Raw genomic sequence first — 25,937 nt, forward strand, 5'->3', positions numbered from 1 at the left:
GGCTGGGAGCCTGGCACCAAGCGGAAAAACCGCTCAGCATTGCCAGGCTGCCAACCTCGGAGATACGCGTGGTGTGTCCAACGGCAGCGCTGCAAAACAGCCCTGCCGAAGCCTGCGACACGCCATGCACACCACTGACCAGGCCGCTATTAGCGACGCAGGCCCAGGCGACCGATCAGGGCGCTGTAACGAGTGGTGTCTTTGCCCTTCAGGTAGTCCAGCAGCTTACGACGCTGGTTGACCATACGGATCAGACCACGACGGGAGTGGTGGTCTTTATCGTTGGCCTTGAAGTGGCCTTGCAGCTTGTTGATGTTGGCGGTCAGCAGAGCAACCTGCACTTCCGGGCTACCGGTATCGCCGGCGGCTTGCTGGTATTCGGCAACGATCTGAGCTTTTTCTTCAACGCTGAGGGCCATTTGGCTTCTCCTGATAACGGATCCCGCAAGCGGGGTCCAATAGGCCAGGGACAAATCCCTGTATTAATAAAAAAGGTGTGACCGTGCCTACTGACAGCCACCCTTGATGCCGTGGGGCTCGGCTACTGCCTGGCCCCCCGGTTTCGGTCATTCCGACCGAATCAGCCGACGCGGCGCAATGCGCCCGTCTTCGCTCACTTCACCGATACCGATGAAGCGCGCATTGTGATCCTGTACCCGGACCATGCCAAATTGTGGCGCGTCCGGTGCGCGTACCGCCTGCCCATGCAGCCAGTAGAACGCACTGTGTTCGGACAGGCACACCAAAGGCCAGTCCTGCAGGCCACTGTCCGATGGCATCAGGAAGCGATCGAGCGCTTCGTTGCCACCTTCGGCGTGGGCATGTTCGAGTGCCTCGAGGGTGACCGTCTGTGCCAGCGCGAAAGGCCCGGCCTGGGTCCTGCGCAGCTCAGCAACATAGGCGCCACAGCCAAGGGCCTCGCCAATATCCTCCACCAGGGTGCGGATATAGGTGCCTTTGCTGCATCCTACGCTCAACCGTGCACGGGTGCCTTCGCACTCGAGCAACTCCAAGCGGTTAATAGTAACAGAACGCGCCTCGCGCTCCACTACCTCTCCTGCACGAGCCAGCTTATACAGTGGCTGGCCGTCACGCTTGAGCGCCGAGTACATCGGCGGTATCTGGCTGATCTGGCCACGAAAACGCGGCAACAGCGCCTCGATGTCGGCGCGACCAACGGTCACGTCGCGGGTCTGTAGCACCTCACCTTCGGCATCGCCGGTGTTGGTAGTCTGCCCCATCTGCATGACGGTTTCGTAGCCCTTGTCGGAATCGAGCAGGTACTGCGAAAACTTGGTCGCTTCACCGAAGCACAGCGGCAGCACGCCGGTTGCCAACGGGTCGAGGCTACCGGTGTGGCCGGCCTTTTCCGCATTGAGCAGCCAGCGCACCTTTTGCAGGGCGGCATTAGAGGTGAAACCCAGCGGCTTGTCGAGCAGGATGATGCCGCTGACATTGCGGCGGATACGTTTGACCTGGGCCACCGCTTACTCCTTGGTGTCCGGCTCGTCGGCGTCCTTGTGCAGGCGGTCTTCGGCCACTGCACGTTCGATCAGCGCCGACAGGTGCACACCGCGACTGACGCTTTCATCGAAGTGGAAGTGCAGTTGCGGCACGCTGCGCAGCTGCATCGAGCGGCCCAGGTGCAAACGCAGGAAGCTGGCAGCGCTGTTCAACGCCTTCAGCGACTGCTGCACGGCATCTGGCGTTTCCTCACCCATGACGGTGATGAACACCTTGGCATGGCCCAGGTCACGGCTGACGTCCACGGCGGTGATGGTCACCAGGCCAACACGCGGATCTTTGACTTCGCGACGGATCAGCTCGGCCAGCTCACGCTGCATCTGATCGCCAATACGTTGGGTACGGCTATATTCTTTGGCCATTCTTGTTACCTGTAACTTAAAGCGGCAAACGCCCGGTCAGACCAATGCCTGACCGGGCGCTACCTGTAGAGGTGCTGAAAACCGCCGCGTAGAGAAGCGGTTTGCAGCCAGCTCACCCTTAGAGGGTACGAGCAACCTGGACTTTCTCGAAGACTTCGATCTTGTCGCCGACCTTGACGTCGTTGTAGCTCTTGACGCCAATACCGCACTCCATGCCGTTACGCACTTCGGAGGCATCGTCCTTGAAGCGACGCAGCGATTCCAGCTCGCCTTCGAAGATCACAACGTCTTCGCGCAGTACGCGGATCGGACGGTTGCGGTACACGGTACCCTCGATGACCATACAGCCAGCGATGGCGCCGAACTTCGGCGAACGGAACACGTCACGTACTTCGGCAACGCCCAGGATGTTCTCGCGAACATCGCTGCCCAGCATACCGGTCAGGGCCTTCTTGACGTCTTCGATGATGTCGTAGATCACGTTGTAGTAACGCATATCCAGACCTTCCTGCTCGACGATCTTGCGGGCGCCGGCATCGGCACGCACGTTGAAGCCGAACAGTACTGCATTCGAAGCCAGCGCCAGGTTGGCGTCGCTTTCGGTGATACCACCGACGCCGCCACCAATCACGCGCACCTGAACTTCGTCGTTGCCCAGGCTGCCGAGCGAGCCCTGCAGTGCTTCCAGGGAACCACGCACGTCAGTCTTGAGGACGATGTTGAGGGTCTTCTTCTCTTCCTGACCCATGGTCTCGAAGATGTTTTCCAGCTTGCCGGCGTGAGCACGGGCCAGCTTGACCTCGCGGTACTTGCCTTGACGGAACAGGGCAACTTCGCGGGCTTTCTTCTCGTCGGCAACCACGGACAGCTCGTCACCGGCTTCCGGAGTACCGTCCAGGCCGAGGATTTCGACCGGGATCGACGGGCCGGCTTCCTTCACAGGCTTGCCGTTCTCGTCGAGCATGGCGCGCACGCGGCCATAGTTGGAACCGCACAGGACCATGTCGCCCTGACGCAGGGTACCGTCCTGAACCAGGATGGTCGCCACCGGGCCACGGCCCTTGTCCAGGCGCGATTCAACGACCACGCCACGACCTGGAGCGGTCGGGGTAGCGGTCAGTTCGAGAATCTCGGCCTGCAGCAGCACGGCTTCGAGCAGCTCGTCGACACCGGTACCCATCTTGGCCGAAACCTTGACGAACGGCGTGTCACCACCCCAGTCCTCGGAGGTAACGCCTTCGACGGCCAGCTCGTTGCGGATGCGATCGAGGTCGGCACCCGGCTTGTCGATCTTGTTCACTGCAACCACCAGCGGAACGCCAGCTGCCTTGGCATGTTGAACCGCTTCGCGGGTTTGCGGCATCACGCCGTCGTCCGCCGCCACCACCAGGATGACGATGTCGGTGGCCTTGGCACCACGGGCACGCATGGCGGTAAACGCGGCGTGGCCAGGGGTGTCGAGGAAGGTGACCATGCCACGGTCGGTTTCCACGTGGTACGCACCGATGTGCTGGGTAATACCACCGGCTTCGCCAGCAGCCACCTTGGCACGACGGATGTAGTCCAGCAGCGAGGTCTTACCGTGGTCAACGTGACCCATGACGGTAACGACCGGTGCACGCGACTCGGTCTGGCCTTCGAACTTGAGCGATTCGGCCAGGGAGTCTTCCAGTGCGGTATCGCTGACCAGGGTGACCTTGTGGCCCAGCTCTTCTGCGATCAGCTGAGCGGTTTCCTGGTCGAGCACCTGGTTGATGGTAACCGGGGTGCCCAGCTTGAACATGAACTTGACGACTTCAGCGCCCTTGACGGACATCTGGTTGGCCAGTTCAGAGACCGTGATGGTCTCGCCGATGGTCACATCACGAATGATAGGGCCAGTCGGGTTCTGGAAGCCGTGCTGGTTGCGCTTCTTCAGCTTGCTCTTGCCACCGCGGCCACGGCGTACGCCATCGCTTTCTTCATCGGTGGTGCGCGGTGCGGCACGAGGAGTCGGAGCCTTTTCCTTCTCCTTGACCTTGACCTTGATCGACACGCGCGGGGCTTCGCCACGACGCTCGCCGCCACGACGGTCTTCGTCACGGGTACGGCCTTCGTTGCGACGGGCTTCGTCTTTCTTGCGCTCGGCAGCACGGGCTGCGGCGTCTTCGGACGCCGGGGCGTCGGCGACTACCGGGGCCGGAGCAGCGGCAGGCGCCGGCTCAGGCTTGGCGGCTGGCGCAGGGGCGGATGCAGCAGCTTCGGCGGCCTGACGGCGAGCCTGCTCTTCGTTGCGCTGGCGAACTTCGGCCTCGACCTTGTCGCGAGCGGCATTTTCAGCCGCGCGGCGCTCATCCAGCTCACGCTTCTGCTCAGCCTGGATTTCTTCCGGGCTGCGCTGCACGAATACTTTCTTCTTGCGTACTTCTACGCTGATGCTCTTGCTACCGGCGACACGCAGCGTGCTGGTGGTTTTGCGCTGCAAGGTAATCTTGCGCGGCTCTTCCGCCTTGCTTTTGTGGCTGCTCTTCAAATGAGTCAGCAGGGTCTGCTTCTCATTGTCGGTCACTACCTGACCGGCGTCGGTGTGCGGCAGACCTGCCTCACGCATCTGCTGCAGCAGGCGCTCTACCGGTGCCTCGACCTCTTGGGCCAGTTCTTTCACCGTGACTTGCGTCATGCACTTCTCTCCTCAGGCCGCGCCTAATTACTCGAACCAATGGGCTCGGGCGGCCATGATCAACTTGCCGGCACGCTCTTCGTCGATGCCGTCGATGTCGAGCAGATCGTCGATCGACTGCTCGGCCAGGTCTTCGCGGTTAACCACGCCGCGCACCGCCAGTTCAGCCGCCAGGTCCTTGTCCATACCCTCAAGGGAGAGCAGGTCTTCGGCCGGGTGGGCGTCTGCCAGTTTTTCTTCGGTAGCGATGGCCTTGGTCAACAAACGGTCCTTGGCTCGAGCGCGGAGCTCATTGACGATATCTTCGTCAAAGCCATCGATGTTGAGCATTTCTTCCAACGGTACGTAGGCAATTTCTTCGAGGCTGGTGAAGCCTTCGTCGACCAGCACTTGGGCCAGCTCCTCGTCGACTTCCAGCTCATCGATGAAATTGCGCAGGATGTCACCGGTTTCGGCCTGTTGCTTGGCCTGGATGTCCTTCTCGGTCATCACGTTCAGGGTCCAGCCGGTCAGCTGACTGGCCAAACGAACGTTCTGACCGCCACGGCCAATGGCCTGGGCCAGGTTGTCCTCGGCGACGGCGATGTCCATGGCATGGGCATCTTCATCAACGATGATCGCCGCGACTTCAGCCGGCGACATGGCGTTGATGACGAACTGCGCCGGGTTATCGTCCCACAGGACGATATCCACACGCTCACCACCCAGCTCCCCGGATACGGCCTGGACGCGCGAACCACGCATGCCGATACAGGCGCCTTGCGGGTCGATGCGCTTGTCCTTGGAGCGGACGGCGATCTTGGCTCGCGAACCCGGATCACGGGAAGCAGCCATGACTTCGATCAGGCCCTCGGCAATTTCCGGCACTTCAATGCGGAAAAGCTCGATCAGCATCTGCGGCGCGGTGCGCGACAGGATCAGCTGAGGGCCACGGTTTTCGGTGCGAATTTCCTTGAGCAGCGCACGCAGGCGCACGCCAACACGGAAGGTTTCGCGCGGAATGATGTCTTCGCGGGCCAGCAGGGCCTCGGCGTTGTTGCCCAGGTCAACGATAACGTTGTCGCGGGTAACCTTTTTGACGGTGCCGGAGATGATCTCGCCAACGCGCTCACGGTAGGCATCGACCACCTGCGCACGCTCGGCCTCACGGACCTTCTGCACGATGACCTGCTTGGCGGTCTGGGCGGCGATACGACCGAACTCGATAGACTCGATCTTCTCTTCGATCACGTCACCGACCTTGGCTTCAGGGTGGGTGTCCTTGATCTTGTCCAGCCAGGTCTCGATTGCCGGATCATCAAGATCGGCTTCGTCGACCACGGTCCAGCGACGGAAAGTCTCGTAGCTACCGGTGTGGCGGTTGATTTCCACACGCAGGTCGACTTCGTCTTCAAAACGTTTTTTGGTTGCAGTGGCCAGGGCCACTTCCAGCGCTTCGAAAATGACGCCGGGCGGTACACCTTTTTCGTTGGATACCGATTCAACAACCAGCAGTACTTCTTTGCTCATCGTACGCCTCGCCTTGCGCAAGCCATTGGACCCGGACAGTTCACCGGGCCCGGCACGTCTCAGTCAAAACTGGGAATAATATTGGCCTTGTCGATCGAGTCGATCGGCAACAGGAACTCCTGGTTGTCCACCTGGACCACCACGTCCTGCTCCTCCACTCCGCGGAGAAGGCCCTGGAAGTTACGACGACCCTCGAAGGGTGAGCGCAGCTTGATCTTCACTTGTTCGCCGGCATGCGAGGCAAACTGTTCCAGAGTGAACAGTGGGCGATCCATGCCTGGAGAAGACACCTCGAGGGTGTACTCACTGCTGATTGGATCTTCCACATCGAGGATTGCGCTGGCCTGACGGCTGACCGCTTCGCAGTCGTCCACCAGGATGCCACCTTCCTTGTCGATGTAGATGCGCAGTACCGAATGCTTACCCTGGGAAACGAACTCGATCCCCCAGCACTGATAGCCCAGACCCTCGACAACCGGGGCCAACAAGGCCTGCAACTGTTCTAGCTTGCTCGACACCTGAACCCCCTCGTGCATGCTGTGCAAATAAAAAATGGGCGAAGCGCCCATCCCTGAAAGCGCCGTTGGACAACGACGCCGAAAACTGTTCGGTTAGCAAAAAGCCCCTGAAAAGGGGCTCCGCTGAAGCTGGTTGCGGGGGCTGGATTTGAACCAACGACCTTCGGGTTATGAGCCCGACGAGCTACCAAGCTGCTCCACCCCGCGACAAAGCTGGGGCAAAAGTATAAGACCGAACCCTGTTGAGGGTCAAATCAGAACCTTCACCTGCAAGAAAGCCCGCTAAAGCGGGCTCTCAAGCTTTAATTGGTACCGAGAAGGGGACTCGAACCCCTACACCCTATGGGCACAACCACCTCAAGGTTGCGTGTCTACCAATTCCACCACCTCGGCAATACTACTACTTGAAACCCGTTACTTCTGCTCTTGTGCCGGAGGAGGTACATCACCCGAGTTGCTGGTGTTTTCGCTCTTCTGCTGCTGGAGCACCGGTACATCATCATTAACTGCCGGTTTCTGCGGCTCTTTCACTTCAAGCACTGCTGGATCTGGAAGACCTGCTTGGCTAAGCTGGTGAGCTTGTTGCTTCGCGAAGTATCCTAACCCAAGTGCTGTCAAAAAGAAAGTGGCAGCGAGTATAGCAGTTAATTTACTTAGGAACGTTGCAGATCCCTGGCTTCCGAACACGGTGTTTGAGGCACCCGCGCCGAAAGATGCACCTGCTTCAGCACCTTTACCCTGTTGCAACAGAACCAGCACTACTAGCGACAGCGCTGCCAACAGATGAAAAACAACGATGACTGTTTCCAGCATTTGTTCAGTTTCCTGCGGCGCGACAAATTGCACCGAATTCGTCTGCGTTCAGGGAAGCCCCACCAATGAGACCCCCATCGATATCCGGCATGCCGAACAGTTCGGCCGCATTGGCCGCCTTCACGCTGCCGCCGTAGAGCAACTGCACCTTCGCAGCCACTTCAGCATCTTCTGCCGCCAGCTGGCCGCGGATGGCGGCGTGCACATCCTGGGCCTGCTGTGGCGTGGCCGTCAGGCCAGTACCGATGGCCCATACAGGCTCATAGGCAATTACTGCATTGGCAAAAGCCTTAACACCGAATGCTTCGATGATACTGCTTAGTTGACGCCCGACAACTTCAAGCGTCTTGCCAGCCTCGCGCTCTTCAAGGGTTTCCCCGATGCAAAGCACTGGCTTCAAACCTTTGGCCTGCGCTGCTGCAAACTTTCGATTGAGCACTTCGTCGGTTTCACCAATGATCTGGCGACGCTCCGAATGACCAATCAACACCAACTTGCAACCCGCTTCAACCAGCTGCTCGGGAGCAACTTCCCCGGTCAGCGCACCCTGTTCGGGCTGTACAGCAGAATTCTGTGCGCCAACAGTAATTTCTTTACCTGCCAGGCCATCGATCACTTGATTGATGAACAAGGCCGGTGGAAATACCGCGACTTCCACTCCGCTCGGCAAGGCGAGATTATTCAAGCCTTCGGTCAGCTCAGCGACGCTAGCGCGGGTACCGTGCATCTTCCAGTTACCAGCTACCATAGGGCGACGCATGCTTTACCTCGTCGGTCAAAGTGGGCGCAGATCTTACCCAACCAGATCTGCGCTGGCAAGCGCCTTCAGACACAAACTTCGCTGACCAGTTTGGCCAGCGCTTCAGCGTGCATACGCACCTGGTTTTCGTCCTCGCCCTCGACCATGACCCGAACCAGTGGCTCGGTACCGGATTTGCGCAACAGCACACGGCCACGACCAGCCAACGCCTCGGTCACCTTGGCACTGGCTTCCTTGACGTCCGGGTGCTCCAGCGGGTCGACCTTGCTGGCGCCGAAGCGCACGTTGATCAGCACCTGCGGGCACTTGCGCAGTGCCTGGCGGGCCTGGGCAAGGGTTTCGCCACGGCGCTTGAGCGCCATCAGCACCTGCAGCGCGGCGATGATCGCATCACCGGTAGTGGTGTGGTTGCAGCACACGACGTGACCGGAGTTTTCACCACCGACCAGCCACTCACGCTCAAGCAGCTCGGCCATGACGTAACGGTCACCGACCTTGGCCCGCACGAACGGGATATCCAGGTCCTTCAGCGCCAACTCCAGGCCCAGGTTGCTCATCAGCGTACCCACTACCCCGCCCTGCAGCTTGCCGCGGTCGTTCAGATCCCGGGCGATGATGAACAGCAACTCGTCACCATCGACGATGGCGCCGGTGTGGTCGACCATCAACACGCGATCGCCGTCACCGTCGAAGGCGATACCGAGATCGGCATGCCCCACCAGCACGGCGGCCTGCAGCGATTCGATGTGCGTCGAGCCGCACCCTTCGTTGATGTTCAGGCCATCCGGCTGCGCATGCAGCACGGTCACGTCGGCGCCCAATTCACGGAACACGCTCGGCGCAACCTTGTAGGTGGCACCGTGGGCGCAATCGACCACCAGCTTGAGGCCTTCAAAGCCAGTACCCGTGGGTACGCTGCTCTTGCAGAACTCGATATAACGGCCAGCAGCGTCGTTGATGCGCGAAACCTTGCCCAGCTTGCCCGAGTCGACCACGGACATCGGCTGGTCAAGCAGCTCTTCGATCATCAGCTCGACTTCGTCCGGCAGCTTGGTGCCCTGGCCCGAGAAGAACTTGATGCCGTTGTCTTCATGCGGATTGTGCGAGGCACTGATGACAATGCCAGCCTGGGCATGGAACGTGCGCGTCAGATAGGCGATGGCCGGCGTAGGCATTGGCCCCAGCAGCATGACGTCGGCACCCGCCGCGGCCAGGCCGGCTTCGAGTGCAGACTCGAACATGTAGCCGGAGATACGCGTGTCCTTGCCCACCAGCACCCGGCAATGGCCTTGCTTGCGGAAGGCCATGCCGGCCGCCCAACCCAGCTTCAGCATGAAGTCAGGCGTGATCGGGTATTCGCCGACACGGCCACGAATGCCGTCGGTACCAAAGTATTTTCTGCTCATAGGGACTCCAATGTTCTTATTCGGCGTTTTGTACCGCAGCAATCATGCGCACCACATCGACAGTTTCAGCCACGTCATGGACACGAAGGATGCTCGCCCCCTTGGTCATGGCCAACGCCGCCAGCGCAAGGCTGCCGTACAACCGCTCGCCGACCGGACGTTCCAGCGTCAGGCCGATCATGCTCTTTCGTGAAACGCCCACAAGCAGTGGGCGCCCAAGGCAATAGAGCGCTTCCATGTGCTTGAACAGGCTCAGGTTGTGCGCCAGTGTCTTGGCGAAACCAAAGCCCGGGTCAAGGATGATTCTGTTTGCGTCGATGCCCGCCGCCGCACAGGCGGCCATCCGCTGCTCAAGATAACGCGTAACGTCAGCGGTCACATCATCGTAATGCGGGTCGTCCTGCATGTTACCCGGCTCACCACGCATGTGCATGAGGCACACCGGCAGGCCGGTATCTGCCGCAGCGTCCAGAGCGCCATCGCGCTCCAGTGCCCGCACGTCATTGATGAGCCCGGCACCGAGACGGGCCGACTCACGGATGACGGCAGGCGTGGAGGTATCGACCGAGATGACCACATCGAGGCGGCTGTTGATTGCCTCGACCATCGGCGCGACACGCTCCAGCTCCTCAATGACCGATACTGCCCGGGCACCAGGGCGTGTGGACTCGCCACCGATGTCGATCAGCGTGGCGCCGGCGGCGACCATTGCCTCGGCATGGCGCAGAGCCTCGTCGCGCTGACTGAAGCGCCCGCCATCGGAAAAGGAGTCGGGGGTGATATTGAGAATACCCATGACATGGGTACGCGACAAATCAAGAACCCGGTTGCCGCAAGGCAACCGGGTCGGGTACTGCGCTGAGCTCATAGATGCCCTTAGTGTTGAGCTGCTGGGCCGCCGATTGGCGATTCCGGACGGTCATTCTGGGCGGCAGGCGTGCCCGAATCCTTGTCATCGTCCCAGTCACGCGGTTCACGCGGCGTACGCCCAGCCATGATGTCGTCGATCTGATCGGAATCGATGGTCTCATACTTCATCAGTGCTTCGGTCATCGCTTCGAGCTTGTCGCGGTTGTCGATCAGCAACTGCTTGGCTGTGGCGTAGCACTGATCAATGATGCTGCGCACCTCGGAGTCGATCAGCTTGGCAGTCTCGCCAGAAACACTGGCGTGCTGGCTGCCGGCGCTACGACCGAGGAACACCTCACCGTCTTCTTCAGCGTACATCAGCGGCCCGAGCTTCTCGGACAGTCCCCATTTGGTAACCATGTTCCGCGCGATCTGGCTGGCACGCATGATGTCGTTGGACGCACCGGTAGTGACGCCATCGAAGCCCAGGGTCATTTCTTCGGCGATACGGCCACCGTACAGCGAGCAGATCTGGCTGATCAGCGCACGCTTGGACAGGCTGTAGCGGTCTTCTTCCGGCAGGAACATGGTCACACCCAGGGCGCGACCGCGCGGAATGATGGAAACCTTGTAGACCGGGTCGTGCTCAGGCACCAGGCGACCAACAATGGCGTGGCCAGCCTCGTGGTAGGCCGTGTTGCGCTTTTCTTTCTCGGACATGACCATGGTCTTGCGCTCGGCGCCCATCATGATCTTGTCCTTGGCCAGCTCGAACTCTTTCATTTCGACCAGGCGCTTGTTGGAGCGTGCGGCAAACAGCGAGGCTTCGTTGACCAGGTTGGCCAGGTCAGCACCGGAGAAGCCAGGAGTACCACGAGCAATGACCGCCGGGTTGACGTTTTCGCCGACCGGCACTTTGCGCATGTGCACCTTGAGGATCTGTTCGCGACCGCGGATGTCTGGCAGGCCTACTACCACCTGGCGATCGAAACGACCAGGACGAAGCAGCGCCGGGTCGAGTACGTCCGGTCGGTTGGTAGCAGCGATGACGATGATGCCATCGTTCATTTCGAAGCCGTCCATCTCTACCAGCAACTGGTTGAGGGTTTGCTCACGCTCGTCGTGACCGCCGCCCATGCCGGCGCCACGGTGGCGACCCACAGCGTCGATCTCGTCGATGAAGATGATGCACGGGGCATGCTTCTTGGCCTGCTCGAACATGTCGCGCACACGGCTGGCACCGACACCTACGAACATTTCCACGAAGTCCGAACCGGAAATGGTGAAGAACGGTACTTTCGCTTCGCCGGCAATTGCCTTAGCCAGCAGGGTCTTACCGGTACCTGGCGGACCTACCATCAACACACCGCGCGGAATGCGGCCGCCCAGACGCTGGAATTTGCCCGGATCACGCAGGAACTCGACCAGCTCGCCAACTTCTTCCTTGGCCTCGTCGCAGCCGGCAACATCGGCCAGCGTGGTCTTGACTTGGTCTTCGGATAGCAGGCGCGCCTTGCTCTTGCCAAAGCTCATCGGCCCGCCCTTGCCGCCCGCACCGCCTTGCATCTGGCGCATGAAGAACATGAACACGGCAATGATGACCAGGATCGGGAAGCTGGCCACCAGCAGTTGCGTCCAGATGCTCTGCTGCTCTGGCTGCTTGCCTTCGATGATGACGTGGTTATCGACCAGGTCACCGATCAGGCCATTGTCGGTAATGGCCGGGCGCACGGTCTTGAAGTTGTCGCCGTCGGCGCGCTTGCCGGTAATGATGTAGCCGTCGACGGTCACACGCTCGACCTTGCCATCCTTGACCTGCTGGATGAAGTCGGAGTAGTTGAGGGTCTGCGGCTCGTTAGGGCTGGAGAAGTTGTTCATCACTGTCACCAGGACAGCTGCGATGATCAACCACAGGATCAGATTCTTTGCCATGTCGTTCAATTCGCTACCCTCTGAGGCCGGCGCACGACGCAGCCGTGCCTCGCATGATATTCATCGCCCTAACTTACTACATTACCCACGCAGCCGCAGGCACCGTCTGTAACCCTTTGTGAAAGCTAGACTACACGAAGTTCGGACAATCCTGACGCAGTGGCCGATTGGAATTAACTATCGGCCACCCCGCTTCACACCTTTCACGCCCCTTTGAAGCCCCTGCCCAACAGGTACTGCTCACGGGAACGATCCCGCGACGACGACGGCTTGCGCATCTGCACCTTGTCGAACTTGCTGCGCACGTCCTTCAGGTACACGTCAAAACCTTCGCCCTGGAAAATCTTGATCAGGAAGTCGCCGCCGGGCTTGAGCACGCGGGTCGCCAGATCGAGGGCCAGCTCGCAGAGGAACATGGCGCGCGGTATGTCCACCGCAGGCGTACCACTCATATTGGGGGCCATGTCGGAAATCACAAGGTCTACGTGCGAATCACCGACCGCTTCGAGAATGCGCTGCAGGACTTCGTCGTGGGTGAAATCGCCCTGGATGAAGGTCACGTCGGCGATCGAGTCCATTTCCAGGATGTCGGACGCGATCAGCCGGCCCTGGCCACCAATCAGACGACTGGTCACCTGCGACCAGCCCCCCGGGGCCGCACCGAGATCGATTACGCTCATGCCTGGACGGATCAGGCGGTCTTTTTTCTGGATCTCAAGCAGTTTGTAGCTCGCACGCGAGCGGTAGCCATCCTTCTGCGCCTGTTTCACAAAAGGATCGTTGAAATGCTCTCGCAGCCAGTTTGCGCTGCTTTTGGAACGTTGTACCACGGGGCACCTCGATGATATGCGTCGTGATTGACTGGGCGGAGCCGGTGGCCCTCGGGTAAAATGCCCGTCAATTTTACAGAATCAGACGGAAAGGGTCAGATTATGCCGCTCAATAACGAGCAGAAGAAGCAATACAAGTCCATTGGTCATGACCTGAAGCCGGTCCTGATCGTTGCTGGCAACGGTTTGAATGAAGGCGTCATCGCCGAACTGGAACGCGCGCTGGTCGACCATGAACTGATCAAGGTCGAGATTCGCTCGGAAGACCGCGAAGAACGCGCCGAAACCATTGCCGAGCTGTGCAAGGCTGGCCGTGCCGAGCTGGTGCAGACCATTGGCAAGAAAGCCCTGATCTACCGCAAGAATCCACAGCCGAACAAGCAGCTGTCCAACATCCACCGCTACAAGTAACGGTGGCTCCGGTCAGTGGCGCGGCGAACGCGCCCTGACCGGCACCGGCTGGGCCACCAGCACGATGCCGGAAAAGCCCAGTACCAGGAAGCAGAACATCTGCCAGCGCTCGCCCACGGAAATACCGTAGCGCAAGGTGTAGTACCCCACGCAGGCGCCGAAGCCGAGCAATAGCATCTGGCCACGGAACTGCCTCCACCAGGCCGCCAGGCCGTCCACCCTTGCCAGCACTGCCAGCTGGGTCAACAAGCCAAGCAACGCCACACCGATCAACCAGCGGTCGATCTGCCCGGCGATATCCTGCACCAGCAGCGGCGCCAGGCCACTGACCTTGAGCGCAGGCACCAGCCCTACATGAAAAACCCACAGGCCACCGACCCAGAAAACCTGGGCCAGCTGCCAGAGGATCCCCTCGAGGGATGGCGCCCGCAGGCGCCGGTCAGATGTGCTTGACTTCGACAATCTCGTACTCGACCGTGCCGCTAGGCGTCTTGACGACGACAGTATCACCTTCTTCCTTGCCGATGATGGCACGGGCAATCGGCGCACCGCTCGAGAGCTTGCCCTGTTTCACGTCGGCTTCATCCTCGCCGACGATCTGGTAGGTCACCTCTTCATCGGTTTCGGTGTTGGCCAGTACCACGGTGGTACCGAAAATCACCTTGCCGGTGTGAGGGATAGTGGTCACATCAATCACCACCGAGTTCTGCAGGCGGCCTTCGATATCGCGGATACGCGCCTCGACCATGCCCTGCTCTTCGCGGGCTGCATGGTATTCGGCGTTTTCCTTGAGGTCGCCCAGTTCGCGCGCTTCGCCGATTGCCTGGCTCAGGCGCGGGCGCTCGGTCTTGCTCAGGAACAGGTGCTCCTCTTCCAGGGCGCGAGCGCCCTGGACGGTCATCGGGTACTTGGTAATGCTCATGCTTTCAGTCCTGCATGCAGATCTTGCAAGCGACGAACGGTCTTTTCCGGACCAAACTTCAGCGCTTCGCAGATGGCTTCACCGGCAGCAATGGTGGTGGTGCAGTAAATCTTGTGCTGCAGCGCATTGCGACGAATCGAGTAGGAATCGGCGATCGACTGGCGGCCTTCGGTGGTGTTGATGATCAGCGACACTTCGTCGTTCTTGATCATGTCGACCACGTGCGGGCGACCTTCGGTCACCTTGTTCACACGGCGCACTTTCAGGCCAGCCGCTTCGATAACCTTGGCGGTGCCAGCAGTTGCAACCACTTCGAAGCCCAGGGCGATCAGGTCGCGGGCAACGCCAGCCACTTGTGGCTTGTCGTCGTCACGCACGCTGATGAACGCGGTACCGCCGGTCGGCAGCACTTCGCTGGCACCCATCTGGGCCTTGGCGAAGGCTTCACCGAAGCTGTCACCCACGCCCATGACTTCACCGGTCGATTTCATCTCAGGGCCGAGGATCGGGTCAACCCCCGGGAACTTGGCGAACGGGAAGACGGCTTCCTTGACGCTGTAGAAGTTCGGGATGATTTCCTGGGTGAAGCCCAGCTCTTTCAGGGTTTTGCCAGCCATCACGCGGGCGGCGATCATGGCCAGGGAAGTGCCGATGCATTTGGACACGAACGGCACGGTACGCGAGGCGCGCGGGTTGACTTCGATCACGTAGATCTTGTCGCCCTGCAGGGCCAGCTGCACGTTCATCAGGCCGACGACACCCAGCTCCAGGGCCATTTTCTTGACCTGTACGCGAACTTCGTCCTGCACTTCCTTGCTCAGCGAGTAAGGTGGCAGCGAGCACGCCGAGTCACCGGAGTGAACACCAGCCTGCTCGATGTGCTGCATGATTGCGCCGATCACCACATCGGTACCGTCGCACACGGCATCCACGTCCATCTCGATGGCGCAGTTGAGGAAGTGGTCGAGCAGTACCGGGCTGTCGTTGGACACCTGTACGGCTTCACGCAGGTAGCGCTTGAGCTCGTCCAGTTCGTAGACGATTTCCATGGCGCGGCCACCCAGCACGTACGACGGGCGCACCACCAGCGGGTAACCGATGGCGCCAGCAGCGCTGATGGCTTCTTCTTCGCTGCGTACGGTGGCGTTTGGCGGCTGCAGCAGGTTCAGGCGCTGAACCATCTGCTGGAAACGCTCACGGTCTTCGGCGCGGTCGATGGCGTCCGGGCTGGTACCGATGATCGGTACGCCGGCTTCTTCCAGGGCACGGGCCAGTTTCAGCGGAGTCTGGCCGCCGTAGTGCACGATCACGCCTTTCGGCTTCTCGACGCGGCAAACTTCCAGCACGTCTTCCAGGGTCAGCGGCTCGAAGTACAGGCGGTCGGAGGTGTCATAGTCGGTGGAGACGGTTTCCGGGTTGCAGTTGACCATGATGGTCTCGTAACCGTCTTCACGCAGCGCCAGTGCGGCGTGTACGCAGCAGTAGTCGAACTCGATACCTTGACCGATACGGTTCGGGCCACCGCCCAGGATCATGATCTTGTCGCGGGTCGACGGGTTGGCCTCGCACTCTTCCTCGTAGGTGGAGTACAGGTAGGCGGTGTCGGTGGCGAACTCGGCGGCGCAGGTGTCGACGCGCTTGTACACCGGGAACACTTCCAGCTTGTGACGGTGACGGCGCAGGTTCTTGTCGGTGATGCCCAGCAGCTTGGCCAGACGCTGGTCCGAGAAGCCCTTGCGCTTGAGGCGCAGCATGTAGTCCTTGTCGATCGCCGACAGGGCCAGGGTCTTGACCTTCTCTTCTTCCTTGATCAGGTCTTCCATCTGCACCAGGAACCACAGGTCGATGCCGGTCAGTTCGAAGATTTGCTCGATGGTCATGCCGGAACGCATGGCGTCAGCCACGTACCAGATACGCTCGGCACCCGGCACAGTCAGCTCGCGCTTGAGGATGCTGGCAGCTTCCGGGCTGGCCAGGTCGACTTTCGGGTCGAGGCCGCAGGCACCGACTTCAAGGCCGCGCAGGGCTTTCTGCAGGGATTCCTGGAAGGTACGGCCGATGGCCATGACTTCACCCACGGATTTCATCTGGGTGGTCAGGCGGGCGTCGGCTTTCGGGAATTTCTCGAAGGCGAAGCGTGGCAGCTTGGTGACGACGTAGTCGATCGACGGCTCGAAGGACGCCGGGGTGCGGCCGCCGGTGATGTCGTTCTGCAGTTCGTCGAGGGTGTAACCAATGGCCAGCTTGGCAGCGATCTTGGCGATCGGGAAGCCGGTAGCCTTGGAGGCCAGTGCCGAGGAACGCGACACGCGTGGGTTCATCTCGATCACGACCATGCGGCCGGTGTTCGGGCAAATACCGAACTGCACGTTGGAACCGCCGGTTTCAACACCGATTTCACGCAGCACCGCCAGCGAGGCGTTGCGCATGATCTGGTATTCCTTGTCGGTCAAGGTCTGTGCCGGAGCAACGGTGATCGAGTCACCGGTGTGCACGCCCATCGGGTCGAAGTTCTCGATCGAGCAGACGATGATGCAGTTGTCCTTTTTGTCGCGGACCACTTCCATCTCGTACTCTTTCCAGCCGATCAGCGATTCGTCGATCAGCAGCTCTTTGGTCGGCGACAAGTCCAGACCACGGGTGCAGATTTCTTCGAACTCTTCACGGTTGTAGGCGATACCACCGCCAGTGCCGCCCATGGTGAACGATGGACGAATGATGCATGGGAAGCCCAGCTTCTCGAGAACCGCGTTGGCCTCTTCCATGCTGTGGGCGATACCGGAGCGCGGGCACTCCAGGCCGATGTCTTTCATGGCCTTGTCGAAGCGCGAACGGTCTTCGGCTTTGTCGATGGTGTCGGCGTTGGCACCGATCATCTCTACGCCGAACTTCTCCAGAACGCCGTGGCGCTCCAGGTCCAGGGCGCAGTTCAGTGCGGTCTGGCCACCCATGGTCGGCAGGACGGCGTCCGGGCGCTCTTTCTCGATGATCTTGGCCACCGACTGCCACTTGATCGGCTCGATGTAGGTAGCGTCGGCCATGGCCGGGTCGGTCATGATGGTGGCTGGGTTGGAGTTCACCAGGATGACGCGGAAACCTTCCTCGCGCAGGGCTTTACAAGCCTGGGCGCCGGAGTAGTCGAATTCGCAGGCCTGGCCGATCACGATCGGGCCAGCGCCAAGAATCAGGATGCTTTTGATGTCTGTACGTTTTGGCATGGTTGTCACTCAAATCCGGGGTCAGTCGGCAAGCCGCTTTGAACAATCTGGGTCAGGCGCTTCCGGGCGCGGCGCGAGCCGGCCCGGGGCCTTGAAGCAGGATGCTCAGCGGCGCTTGGCCATGGCATCGGTGAAACGATCGAACAGTGGCGCGACGTCGGTCGGGCCTGGGCTCGCTTCAGGGTGGCCCTGGAAGCTGAACGCGCTCTTGTCGGTGCGCTCGATACCCTGCAGGGTGCCGTCGAACAGCGACTTGTGAATGGCGCGGACGTTGCCCGGCAGGGTGGCCTCGTCAACGGCAAAGCCGTGGTTCTGGCTGGTGATCATGACCACGCCGGTGTCCAGGTCCTGGACCGGGTGGTTGGCACCGTGGTGACCGTGGCCCATTTTCACGGTCTTGGCGCCGGAAGCCAGGGCCAGCAACTGGTGGCCGAGGCAGATGCCGAATACCGGGATCTCGGTTTCGAGGATTTCCTTGATCGCCTGGATCGCGTAGTCGCACGGCTCAGGGTCACCAGGGCCGTTGGAGAGGAACACGCCGTCCGGGTTGAGTGCCAGCACTTCGCTGGCCGGGGTCTGGGCTGGTACCACAGTCACGCGGCAGCCACGGGCCACCAGCATGCGCAGGATGTTCAGCTTGACGCCGTAGTCGAAGGCAACCACGTGGTACGGCAGGTCGGCCGCGTCGATGGTCGGGTGGCTGTCGGTTTTCAGCTCCCACACGCTGGAGCGCCACTCGTAGCGTTCCTTGGTGGAAACGACCTTGGCCAGGTCCATGCCCTTCAGGCCCGGGAAGCCGCGGGCGGCGGCGATGGCGGCTTCTTCGCTGATGTTGTCACCGGCGAGGATGCAACCGTTCTGAGCGCCCTTTTCACGCAGGATTCGGGTCAGGCGACGGGTGTCGATGCCGGCGATGGCAACGACGTTGTTGGCCTTGAGGTACTCAGGCAGCGACTGGGTGTTACGCCAGTTGCTGGCCAGCAGCGGCAGGTCACGGATGACCAGGCCAGCGGACCAGACACGGTTCGACTCGGCATCTTCCGGCGTGGTGCCGGTGTTGCCGATGTGCGGGTAGGTCAGGGTAACGATTTGCTGCGCGTAGGAAGGGTCTGTAAGGATTTCCTGGTAGCCGGTCATAGCGGTGTTGAATACCACCTCACCAACGGTCTGACCGTCGGCACCGATAGCTTCACCGCGGAAAATACTGCCGTCGGCAAGGGCGAGTATGGCTGGCTTTGTCAAGAAGACCTCCCGTAAATCAAGCATGAAAGGGCGATCGCAGGTTGCAAAAAAGCGGAGTGACGTATGGACACGTCACCCCGCTTTCATGTGCTGAATTCAATTCGCTGCGCGCTTTTAGTGGACACACTAAAGCTGTAGCTTACAGAAAAGTGCGTTTTGGGTCTACCGCGGATGTGTCTCTAAAACACAAGATTGCGACAGGCTGACATTGGCGCTGGCTTCTTCGCGGGCTCGCCCGCTCCCACAGGGGCCCCACAAACCCTCAGGCTTGTGCAATACCTGTGGGAGCGGGCAAGCCCGCGAAGAAGCCAACACCGCTCGAGCTGCTTAATGCAGTTCAAGCACATCCTGCATGTCATACAGCCCAGGCTCGCGCCCATCCAGCCACAGCGCTGCACGTACAGCCCCCTTGGCGAAGGTCATGCGGCTGGAAGCTTTATGAGTAATCTCAAGGCGCTCGCCTTCTGCCGCGAACAGCACGGTGTGATCACCCACCACATCGCCGGCACGCACGGTGGCGAAACCGATCGTCTTGCGATCACGTGCACCCGTCTGCCCTTCACGGCCATACACGGCCACTTCCTGCAGGTCTCGGCCCAGCGCGTTGGCAACCACTTCACCCATGCGCAGCGCCGTACCCGACGGGGCATCGACTTTGTGGCGGTGATGCGCCTCGATGATCTCGATATCGACATCATCGCCCAACACCCGAGCGGCCAGATCAAGCAGCTTGAGGCTAAGGTTCACTCCCACGCTGAAGTTGGCGGCGAACACAATTGGAATGTCCTTACCTGCCTCAGCCAGCAACTGCTTTTCTTCAACCGTAAAACCGGTGGTACCGATGATCATCGCCTTGCCGTGCTTGCGGCAGAATGCGAGGTTTTTCAGGGTCACCGAAGGGTGAGTGAAGTCGATCAGCACGTCGAATTCGTCGGCGACCTTGGCCAGATCGTCAGACAACAACACACCAATCCGACCAAGCGCCGCCAGCTCTCCAGCATCGGCCCCAACGAGCGAGCTGTCAGGGCGATCGATCGCCGCCGTCAACCCAGCACCCGGCGTTTGTTGCACGGCTTCGATAAGGGTCTTGCCCATCCGCCCCGCCGCGCCCATCACTGCAATACGTCGCATAGCCTTTTCCTTGTCAGAGATCGCCGAAGAAGCGCTTCACGCCATCGAACCAGCCACTGGCCTTGGGCGAGTGGGAGCTGTCGCCTTCCAGCGAGTCACGCAGTTCTTCCAGCAGCTCGCGCTGGCGACGGCTGAGGTTGACCGGGGTTTCCACCGCCACACGGCACAGCAGGTCACCCGCACCACCGCCACGCACCGGCGCCACACCCTTGCCACGCAGGCGGAACTGCTTGCCGGTCTGGGTACCTTCCGGAATTTTCAGCTTCACGCGGCCATCCAGGGTCGGCACTTCCAGCTCGCCACCCAGGGCAGCATCGGTGTAGCTGATCGGCACCTCGCAATACAAGTGCTTGCCATCACGCTGGAAGATCTCGTGCTCACGCACACTGATCACCACATACAGGTCGCCGGTCGGGCCACCATGGGTACCCGCCTCGCCCTCGCCAGACAGGCGGATGCGGTCGCCCGTATCGACGCCCGCCGGCACTTTGACCGACAGCGTCTTGTATTCCTCGACCCGGCCTTCGCCGTGGCATGAAGTGCATGGGTCGGTGATGATCTTGCCCTGGCCATGGCAGCGCGGGCAGGTCTGTTGCACCGAGAAGAAACCTTGCTGCATGCGCACCTGGCCGATGCCACCGCAAGTCGGGCAAGTCGATGGAGTCGAGCCCTTCTTGGCGCCGGAACCATCGCAAGGCTGGCAGTTGACCAGGGTAGGTACGCGGATGCTCACGGTGGTACCACGCACCGCTTCTTCCAGGTTCAGCTCCAGTGTGTAGCGCAGGTCGCTGCCACGCTGGGCACCGCCACGACCACCACCACGGCCACCACCGAAGAAGTCGCTGAATACATCGCCGAAGATGTCGGAGAAGTTGGCGCCGCCGAAACCAGCACCGCCGCCACCCATGCTTGGGTCTACGCCGGCATGGCCGTACTGGTCGAACGCCGCACGCTTGCTGGCATCAGACAGCACTTCGTAGGCCTCGTTGGCCTCTTTGAACTTGTCTTCCGACTCTTTATCGCCCGGGTTGCGGTCCGGGTGGTACTTCATCGCCAGTCGGCGGTAAGCCTTTTTGAGGTCAGCTTCGCTGGCGCCGCGCTCGACACCCAGAACCTCATAGTAATCACGCTTGGACATAGGTCATTTGCACCTTGTTGGGCGTCTGGCATCTGCGCCGCGCCATCAGCACCTGCCGCCCCTCCAGGGGCTCTGACAGATACTGTAAAAATTCTCGAATTCCAGATACGCCAACGCGGGAGCAAGCCCCCGCGCGGCGACATCCTACCAGCTCACCGCCAAACGGCGGTGAACTGGCCGACAACATGCAGGGATTACTGCTTGTTGTTGTCTTTCACTTCTTCGAACTCGGCGTCAACCACGTCATCGTGCTTGGCTTCCGGCTCGGCCTGCTGCGCGCCACCTTGAGGCTGCTCAGCCGACTGCTCGGCGTACATCTTCTGGGCAACCGGGGCAGAGACCTTGGACAGCTCTTCAACCTTGGCATCGATTGCGGCCTTGTCGTCGCCTTTGACAGCGGCTTCCAGGGCAACAACGGCAGCCTCGATGGCGGTTTTCTCTTCAGCGGTAACCTTGTCACCTGCATCAGCGACCATCTTGCGGGTCGAGTGAACCAGCGCATCACCCTGATTACGGGCAGCAGCCAGCTCTTCGAACTTGCGGTCTTCCTCGGCGTTGGCCTCGGCGTCACGCACCATGCGCTCGATTTCGTCGTCCGACAGGCCGGAGTTGGCCTTGATCACGATCGACTGCGACTTGCCGGTGGCCTTGTCTTTGGCGCTAACGTGCAGGATGCCGTTGGCGTCGATGTCGAAGGTGACTTCGATTTGCGGCACGCCACGCGGCGCTGGCGGAATGTCGGCCAGGTCGAATTTGCCCAGCGACTTGTTCTGCGCAGCCTGCTTACGCTCACCTTGCAGCACGTGAATGGTCACGGCGCCCTGGTTGTCGTCGGCAGTCGAGAACACCTGCGACTTCTTGGTCGGGATGGTGGTGTTCTTCTCGATCAGCGAAGTCATCACGCCACCCATGGTTTCGATGCCCAGGGTCAGCGGGCTGACGTCCAGCAGCAGTACGTCTTTCACGTCACCAGCCAGAACGGCGCCCTGGATGGCAGCACCCATGGCAACGGCTTCGTCCGGGTTGACGTCCTTGCGAGCTTCTTTACCAAAGAAGTCAGCAACGGCTTTCTGCACCAGCGGCATACGGGTCTGGCCACCGACCAGGATCACGTCGTCGATCTTGCTGGCATCGATGCCAGCGTCTTTCAGGGCGATGCGGCAAGGCTCGATGGTACGGTTGACCAGGTCTTCGACCAGCGACTCCAGCTTGGCGCGGGAGATCTTCACGTTCAGGTGCTTCGGACCGGTGGCGTCTGCAGTGATGTACGGCAGGTTGACGTCGGTCGACTGGGCGGACGACAGCTCGATCTTGGCCTTTTCAGCAGCTTCTTTCAGGCGCTGCAGAGCCAGCGGATCGTTCTTCAGGTCCATGCCGGACTCTTTCTTGAACTCGTCGACGAGGTAGTCGATCAGGCGCATGTCGAAGTCTTCACCACCCAGGAAGGTGTCACCGTTGGTGGCCAGTACTTCGAACTGGTGCTCACCGTCGACTTCGGCGATCTCGATGACCGACACGTCGAAGGTACCGCCACCCAGGTCATAAACGATGACGGTGTGGTCGCCCTTGGCCTTGTCCATGCCGTAGGCCAGCGCAGCGGCGGTCGGCTCGTTGATGATACGTTTTACGTCCAGACCAGCGATACGGCCGGCGTCTTTGGTGGCCTGACGCTGGCTGTCGTTGAAGTAGGCCGGAACGGTGATGACCGCTTCGGTGACTGGCTCGCCGAGGTAGTCTTCGGCGGTTTTCTTCATTTTTTTCAGGACTTCGGCGCTGATCTGCGGCGGTGCCATGTCCTTGCCGCTGGCCTGCACCCAAGCGTCGCCGTTATTGGCCTTGACGATCTTGTACGGCACCAGCTTGATGTCTTTCTGCACGACGTCTTCTTCGAAGCGGCGGCCGATCAGGCGCTTCACTGCGAACAGGGTGTTGTGCGGGTTGGTGACGGCCTGGCGCTTGGCCGACTGGCCAACCAGGATTTCGCCATCGTTGGCGTAGGCCACGATCGAAGGGGTGGTACGCGCACCCTCGGCGTTTTCGATCACCTTGACGTTACCGTTTTCCAGAACGGAGACGCACGAGTTGGTGGTCCCCAGGTCGATACCGATGATTTTGCCCATGTTAACTCTCCCGAAACTTGAATTTGGTAGCAGCGACTACTTTGGCCAACTGCGGTAATACTTGAAGGCTTGACACCTAGATGGGGATGCCCCGATGGATTTCAAGCCTTTTCATTGATCGAGGGTTGCGCCGCGCTCGGCGCCTTGCTGACCACCACCATGGCGGGGCGCAGCAGGCGGCCGTTCAACAGGTAACCCTTCTGGAACACGTTCAGCACGCTGTTTGGCTCTACTTCAGCGTTTTCCTGCATGGCCATGGCCTGATGGTGGTCAGGATTGAATGGCTGGCCGTGCGGATCGACAACTTCGAGGTTGTAGCGCTTGAGGGTGTCCTGGAACATCTTCAAGGTCAGCTCGACGCCTTCACGGATCTGCTTGACGTGCTCATCCTCGGCACTGGAGTGCGCCAGGGCCAGCTCCAGGCTATCGATCACCGGCAGCAGGTCGCTGGAGAATTTCTCCAGGGCGAACTTGCGGGCCTTGTCGACTTCCTGCTCAGCGCGACGAATGCTGTTCTGCGCTTCCGCAGCGACACGCAGCGACTGATCCTTGGCGGCGGCCAGCTGCTCCTCGAGTTCCAGAACACGGGCATCTGCAGTGGTTTCTGCACCGGTTTCTTCAACGTTAAGGTCTTTTTCGTTCAGCTGTTCGTCAGCCATGGGGTCTCTCCTGCGCAATTTTGTGGACTGCGAGCCAGGCTCGCCTTGGATGTCGGCTATATGGGGCCGGAAAAACCAGCTTCAAGGGGCAAGGTGGTTTTCCGGGCAGTAACAGAATCTGCCAAGGAGCATTGGCAGGCCTGAAAAAAGTACTGTATAAATAACCAGACCTGACTTTCGGGAGCCGCCCCCCATGCTGGTGCACCTGTCCATTCACAACTACGCCATCGTCGAGCACCTCGACCTCGAAATTGCCCGCGGCATGTCCGTCATCACCGGCGAGACCGGTGCCGGCAAATCGATCATGCTCGACGCCCTCGGCCTTGCCCTGGGCGACCGGGCCGACAGCGGCGTGGTGCGCCCCGGCACCGACAAGGCGGACATCCTCGCCACCTTCGACCTGGTGGACATTCCCGAGGCCCATGCCTGGCTGACCGAACGCGACCTGGACAACGACGGCCTGTGCATCCTGCGCCGGGTCATCACCGCCGAAGGCCGTAGCCGCGGCTACATCAACGGCACGCCCTGCCCGCTCGGCGACCTCAAGGCGCTGGGCGAACTGCTGATCGATATCCACAGCCAGCACGAACACCAGTCGCTGCTCAAGACCGATACTCACCGCCGCCTGCTCGACGAGTACGCGGGTGCCGTCGACCTGGCCCGCCAGGTGCAACTGGCGGCCAAGCGCTGGACCCAGACGCGCCTGGAGCTGGAACGCCTGTCCAACTCAGGCGATGAGCAGCGCGCCCGACACCAGTTGCTGAGCTACCAACTGGAAGAGCTGGACAACCTTGGCCTGGGTGAACACGAACTGGAACACCTGGAGCAGGAGCACAAGAACCTGACCAGCGCCGAAGCGCTGTTCGGCATCTGCCGCCAGGTTATTGATCAGTGCAGCGAAAGCGATTCGGGCAACGTGCTGAGCGCCCTCACCTCCAGCCTCAACCGGCTGGGTGCAGCCACCCACTCACCCAAAGCCCTGGGTGAAGCAGCCAACCTGATTGCCAGCGCGCAGATCCAGGTAGAAGAAGCCGTGGGCGAGCTCAACCGCTTCCTCGACAACTTCGACGCCGACCCTATGCGCCTGCAAGCCTTGGAAGAACGCCTCGACACCATCTATACGCTGGCGCGCAAACATCGCGTGCAGCCCACCGAGCTGCCTCATCTGCAGCAGCAGCTGATGGAAGAGATCGAAGGCCTGAACGCCAGCGACGAGTCAATCGAACGATTGGGCGAAGAGCTTGCCGCCTTCGCCCAGCACTATAAAGAGAAGGCTCGCGAACTCAGCGGCCTGCGCCAGCAAGCGGCGCAGCAGCTGGCAGGCGCGGTGGAGCAAGAAATCCAACGCCTGGGCATGCCTGGTGGGCGCTTCTGCATCGAACTGACACCCAACGAAGGCTCAGACCTGTCGCCTCACGGCCTGGAGCAGATCGAACTGCTGGTCAGCGCCAACCCCGGCCAACCGCTCAAAGGGCTGGCAAAGGTAGCCTCGGGGGGCGAACTGTCGCGTATCAGCCTGGCGATTCAAGTGATCACCGCGCAGACATCACGCATTCCTACCCTGGTGTTCGACGAAGTCGACGTGGGCATCGGCGGCCCTACCGCCGAAATTGTCGGCCAACTGCTGCGCCGCCTGGGCGAGCGCGGGCAAGTATTGACCGTAACCCACCTGCCACAGGTGGCTGCGCAAGGGCATCACCACCTGTTCGTGCACAAGGTGCGCAACAGCGATACCACACACACCGCCGTGGCCAGCCTGGGCAAGCGTGAGCGGGTCGAGGAAGTGGCGCGAATGCTAGGCGGCATCGACCTGACCAAAGAATCCCTGGCGCATGCGCGCAAGATGGTCGTGAGCGGCAAAGCCTGACCCATTCTTGTTCGGCTCCTCCAAAAGCACAAAGGCGACCCTAGGGTCGCCTTTGCCATTCATAACG

Annotated in this window: 22 protein-coding genes and 2 tRNA genes; 2 read left to right on the forward strand and 22 right to left on the reverse strand. The window is 60.6% G+C overall.

Annotated features, from left to right (window positions below):
• Positions 1–149 precede the first annotated feature (149 nt).
• From rpsO to rlmE, 14 genes are all read right to left on the reverse strand, one after another.
• Positions 150–419: a 30S ribosomal protein S15 gene (gene rpsO, locus APH36_RS09620; RefSeq protein ID WP_003249971.1), complete on the reverse strand. Its 270-nt coding sequence runs from the start codon at positions 417–419 to the stop codon at positions 150–152.
• 147 nt (positions 420–566) lie between these two features.
• Positions 567–1,484: a tRNA pseudouridine(55) synthase TruB gene (gene truB / locus APH36_RS09625; RefSeq protein WP_060498441.1), complete on the reverse strand. Its 918-nt coding sequence runs from the start codon at positions 1,482–1,484 to the stop codon at positions 567–569.
• 3 nt (positions 1,485–1,487) lie between these two features.
• Positions 1,488–1,886, reverse strand: a complete 399-nt coding sequence (gene rbfA, locus APH36_RS09630) for a 30S ribosome-binding factor RbfA (protein ID WP_028632620.1) — start codon at positions 1,884–1,886, stop codon at positions 1,488–1,490.
• Positions 1,887–2,004: 118 nt separating this feature from the next.
• The gene (gene infB / locus APH36_RS09635; protein ID WP_060498442.1) at positions 2,005–4,545 is read right to left on the reverse strand and encodes a translation initiation factor IF-2; all 2,541 of its coding nucleotides are present in this window, start codon (positions 4,543–4,545) and stop codon (positions 2,005–2,007) included.
• A gap of 27 nt (positions 4,546–4,572) precedes the next feature.
• Complete coding sequence (gene nusA, locus APH36_RS09640; RefSeq protein WP_009685349.1) at positions 4,573–6,054, reverse strand: transcription termination factor NusA; 1,482 nt, start codon at positions 6,052–6,054, stop codon at positions 4,573–4,575.
• A gap of 59 nt (positions 6,055–6,113) precedes the next feature.
• On the reverse strand, positions 6,114–6,572 hold the full coding sequence (rimP, locus tag APH36_RS09645; RefSeq protein WP_009685348.1) for a ribosome maturation factor RimP: 459 nt from the start codon (positions 6,570–6,572) through the stop codon (positions 6,114–6,116).
• Positions 6,573–6,702: 130 nt separating this feature from the next.
• A tRNA-Met gene (locus APH36_RS09650) sits at positions 6,703–6,779 on the reverse strand.
• 100 nt (positions 6,780–6,879) lie between these two features.
• A tRNA-Leu gene (locus APH36_RS09655) sits at positions 6,880–6,965 on the reverse strand.
• A gap of 21 nt (positions 6,966–6,986) precedes the next feature.
• The gene (secG, locus tag APH36_RS09660; protein WP_060498443.1) at positions 6,987–7,385 is read right to left on the reverse strand and encodes a preprotein translocase subunit SecG; all 399 of its coding nucleotides are present in this window, start codon (positions 7,383–7,385) and stop codon (positions 6,987–6,989) included.
• Between the two features lie 4 nt (positions 7,386–7,389).
• Positions 7,390–8,145, reverse strand: a complete 756-nt coding sequence (gene tpiA / locus APH36_RS09665) for a triose-phosphate isomerase (protein WP_060498444.1) — start codon at positions 8,143–8,145, stop codon at positions 7,390–7,392.
• Positions 8,146–8,210: 65 nt separating this feature from the next.
• Positions 8,211–9,551, reverse strand: a complete 1,341-nt coding sequence (glmM, locus tag APH36_RS09670) for a phosphoglucosamine mutase (protein WP_060498445.1) — start codon at positions 9,549–9,551, stop codon at positions 8,211–8,213.
• Positions 9,552–9,567: 16 nt separating this feature from the next.
• Positions 9,568–10,419 carry a dihydropteroate synthase gene (gene folP / locus APH36_RS09675; protein ID WP_060498446.1) on the reverse strand — a complete coding sequence of 284 codons (852 nt, stop codon included), beginning with the start codon at positions 10,417–10,419 and terminating at the stop codon, positions 9,568–9,570.
• 8 nt (positions 10,420–10,427) lie between these two features.
• Entirely contained in the window at positions 10,428–12,332 is a 1,905-nt protein-coding gene (gene ftsH / locus APH36_RS09680; RefSeq protein WP_060498447.1) for an ATP-dependent zinc metalloprotease FtsH, read from the reverse strand.
• Between the two features lie 203 nt (positions 12,333–12,535).
• Entirely contained in the window at positions 12,536–13,162 is a 627-nt protein-coding gene (gene rlmE / locus APH36_RS09685; protein ID WP_060498448.1) for a 23S rRNA (uridine(2552)-2'-O)-methyltransferase RlmE, read from the reverse strand.
• A gap of 102 nt (positions 13,163–13,264) precedes the next feature.
• On the opposite strand from rlmE, the gene yhbY reads away from it, so the two are divergent.
• Positions 13,265–13,573, forward strand: coding sequence for a ribosome assembly RNA-binding protein YhbY (yhbY, locus tag APH36_RS09690; protein WP_003249945.1), 309 nt, complete (start codon positions 13,265–13,267; stop codon positions 13,571–13,573).
• A gap of 12 nt (positions 13,574–13,585) precedes the next feature.
• Here the strand turns inward: yhbY and APH36_RS09695 are convergent, their stop codons facing one another.
• The 8 genes from APH36_RS09695 to grpE form a co-directional block, all read right to left on the reverse strand.
• On the reverse strand, positions 13,586–14,035 hold the full coding sequence (locus tag APH36_RS09695; protein WP_012053750.1) for a hypothetical protein: 450 nt from the start codon (positions 14,033–14,035) through the stop codon (positions 13,586–13,588).
• A complete protein-coding gene (gene greA, locus APH36_RS09700) occupies positions 14,013–14,489 on the reverse strand; it encodes a transcription elongation factor GreA (protein ID WP_024717413.1) in 477 nt (158 codons plus the stop codon). Before greA ends, APH36_RS09695 begins: the two co-directional genes overlap by 23 nt.
• 2 nt (positions 14,490–14,491) lie before the next feature.
• The gene (gene carB / locus APH36_RS09705) at positions 14,492–17,713 is read right to left on the reverse strand and encodes a carbamoyl-phosphate synthase large subunit (protein ID WP_060498449.1); all 3,222 of its coding nucleotides are present in this window, start codon (positions 17,711–17,713) and stop codon (positions 14,492–14,494) included.
• A gap of 105 nt (positions 17,714–17,818) precedes the next feature.
• The gene (carA, locus tag APH36_RS09710; protein ID WP_003249935.1) at positions 17,819–18,955 is read right to left on the reverse strand and encodes a glutamine-hydrolyzing carbamoyl-phosphate synthase small subunit; all 1,137 of its coding nucleotides are present in this window, start codon (positions 18,953–18,955) and stop codon (positions 17,819–17,821) included.
• A gap of 327 nt (positions 18,956–19,282) precedes the next feature.
• Positions 19,283–20,086, reverse strand: coding sequence for a 4-hydroxy-tetrahydrodipicolinate reductase (dapB, locus tag APH36_RS09715; RefSeq protein WP_016712092.1), 804 nt, complete (start codon positions 20,084–20,086; stop codon positions 19,283–19,285).
• A gap of 13 nt (positions 20,087–20,099) precedes the next feature.
• The gene (gene dnaJ / locus APH36_RS09720) at positions 20,100–21,224 is read right to left on the reverse strand and encodes a molecular chaperone DnaJ (RefSeq protein ID WP_012274254.1); all 1,125 of its coding nucleotides are present in this window, start codon (positions 21,222–21,224) and stop codon (positions 20,100–20,102) included.
• Positions 21,225–21,418: 194 nt separating this feature from the next.
• The gene (gene dnaK / locus APH36_RS09725; protein ID WP_060498450.1) at positions 21,419–23,344 is read right to left on the reverse strand and encodes a molecular chaperone DnaK; all 1,926 of its coding nucleotides are present in this window, start codon (positions 23,342–23,344) and stop codon (positions 21,419–21,421) included.
• A 101-nt stretch (positions 23,345–23,445) separates the two neighbouring features.
• On the reverse strand, positions 23,446–24,003 hold the full coding sequence (gene grpE, locus APH36_RS09730) for a nucleotide exchange factor GrpE (protein WP_060498451.1): 558 nt from the start codon (positions 24,001–24,003) through the stop codon (positions 23,446–23,448).
• A gap of 193 nt (positions 24,004–24,196) precedes the next feature.
• Here grpE and recN point away from each other — a divergent pair, with 193 nt between their 5' ends.
• Positions 24,197–25,870, forward strand: coding sequence for a DNA repair protein RecN (gene recN, locus APH36_RS09735; RefSeq protein ID WP_060498452.1), 1,674 nt, complete (start codon positions 24,197–24,199; stop codon positions 25,868–25,870).
• The last annotated feature ends 67 nt before the right edge of the window (positions 25,871–25,937 follow it).

It is taken from the genome of Pseudomonas sp. NBRC 111133 (assembly GCF_001320605.1).
In the GTDB taxonomy this organism is placed as follows: domain Bacteria; phylum Pseudomonadota; class Gammaproteobacteria; order Pseudomonadales; family Pseudomonadaceae; genus Aquipseudomonas; species Aquipseudomonas monteilii.

Excerpts from the sequence above, each read along its gene's own strand:
- rbfA (WP_028632620.1), bottom strand. The coding sequence starts at position 1,886 with ATGGCCAAAGAATATAGCCGTACCCAACGTATTGGCGATCAGATGCAG.
- dnaJ (WP_012274254.1), bottom strand. The coding sequence starts at position 21,224 with ATGTCCAAGCGTGATTACTATGAGGTTCTGGGTGTCGAGCGCGGCGCC.
- ftsH (WP_060498447.1), bottom strand. The coding sequence starts at position 12,332 with ATGGCAAAGAATCTGATCCTGTGGTTGATCATCGCAGCTGTCCTGGTG.
- tpiA (WP_060498444.1), bottom strand. The coding sequence starts at position 8,145 with ATGCGTCGCCCTATGGTAGCTGGTAACTGGAAGATGCACGGTACCCGC.
- grpE (WP_060498451.1), bottom strand. The coding sequence starts at position 24,003 with ATGGCTGACGAACAGCTGAACGAAAAAGACCTTAACGTTGAAGAAACC.
- secG (WP_060498443.1), bottom strand. The coding sequence starts at position 7,385 with ATGCTGGAAACAGTCATCGTTGTTTTTCATCTGTTGGCAGCGCTGTCG.
- glmM (WP_060498445.1), bottom strand. The coding sequence starts at position 9,551 with ATGAGCAGAAAATACTTTGGTACCGACGGCATTCGTGGCCGTGTCGGC.
- carB (WP_060498449.1), bottom strand. The coding sequence starts at position 17,713 with ATGCCAAAACGTACAGACATCAAAAGCATCCTGATTCTTGGCGCTGGC.
- recN (WP_060498452.1), top strand. The coding sequence starts at position 24,197 with ATGCTGGTGCACCTGTCCATTCACAACTACGCCATCGTCGAGCACCTC.
- dapB (WP_016712092.1), bottom strand. The coding sequence starts at position 20,086 with ATGCGACGTATTGCAGTGATGGGCGCGGCGGGGCGGATGGGCAAGACC.
- rpsO (WP_003249971.1), bottom strand. The coding sequence starts at position 419 with ATGGCCCTCAGCGTTGAAGAAAAAGCTCAGATCGTTGCCGAATACCAG.
- dnaK (WP_060498450.1), bottom strand. The coding sequence starts at position 23,344 with ATGGGCAAAATCATCGGTATCGACCTGGGGACCACCAACTCGTGCGTC.
- nusA (WP_009685349.1), bottom strand. The coding sequence starts at position 6,054 with ATGAGCAAAGAAGTACTGCTGGTTGTTGAATCGGTATCCAACGAAAAA.
- folP (WP_060498446.1), bottom strand. The coding sequence starts at position 10,419 with ATGAGCTCAGCGCAGTACCCGACCCGGTTGCCTTGCGGCAACCGGGTT.
- yhbY (WP_003249945.1), top strand. The coding sequence starts at position 13,265 with ATGCCGCTCAATAACGAGCAGAAGAAGCAATACAAGTCCATTGGTCAT.
- infB (WP_060498442.1), bottom strand. The coding sequence starts at position 4,545 with ATGACGCAAGTCACGGTGAAAGAACTGGCCCAAGAGGTCGAGGCACCG.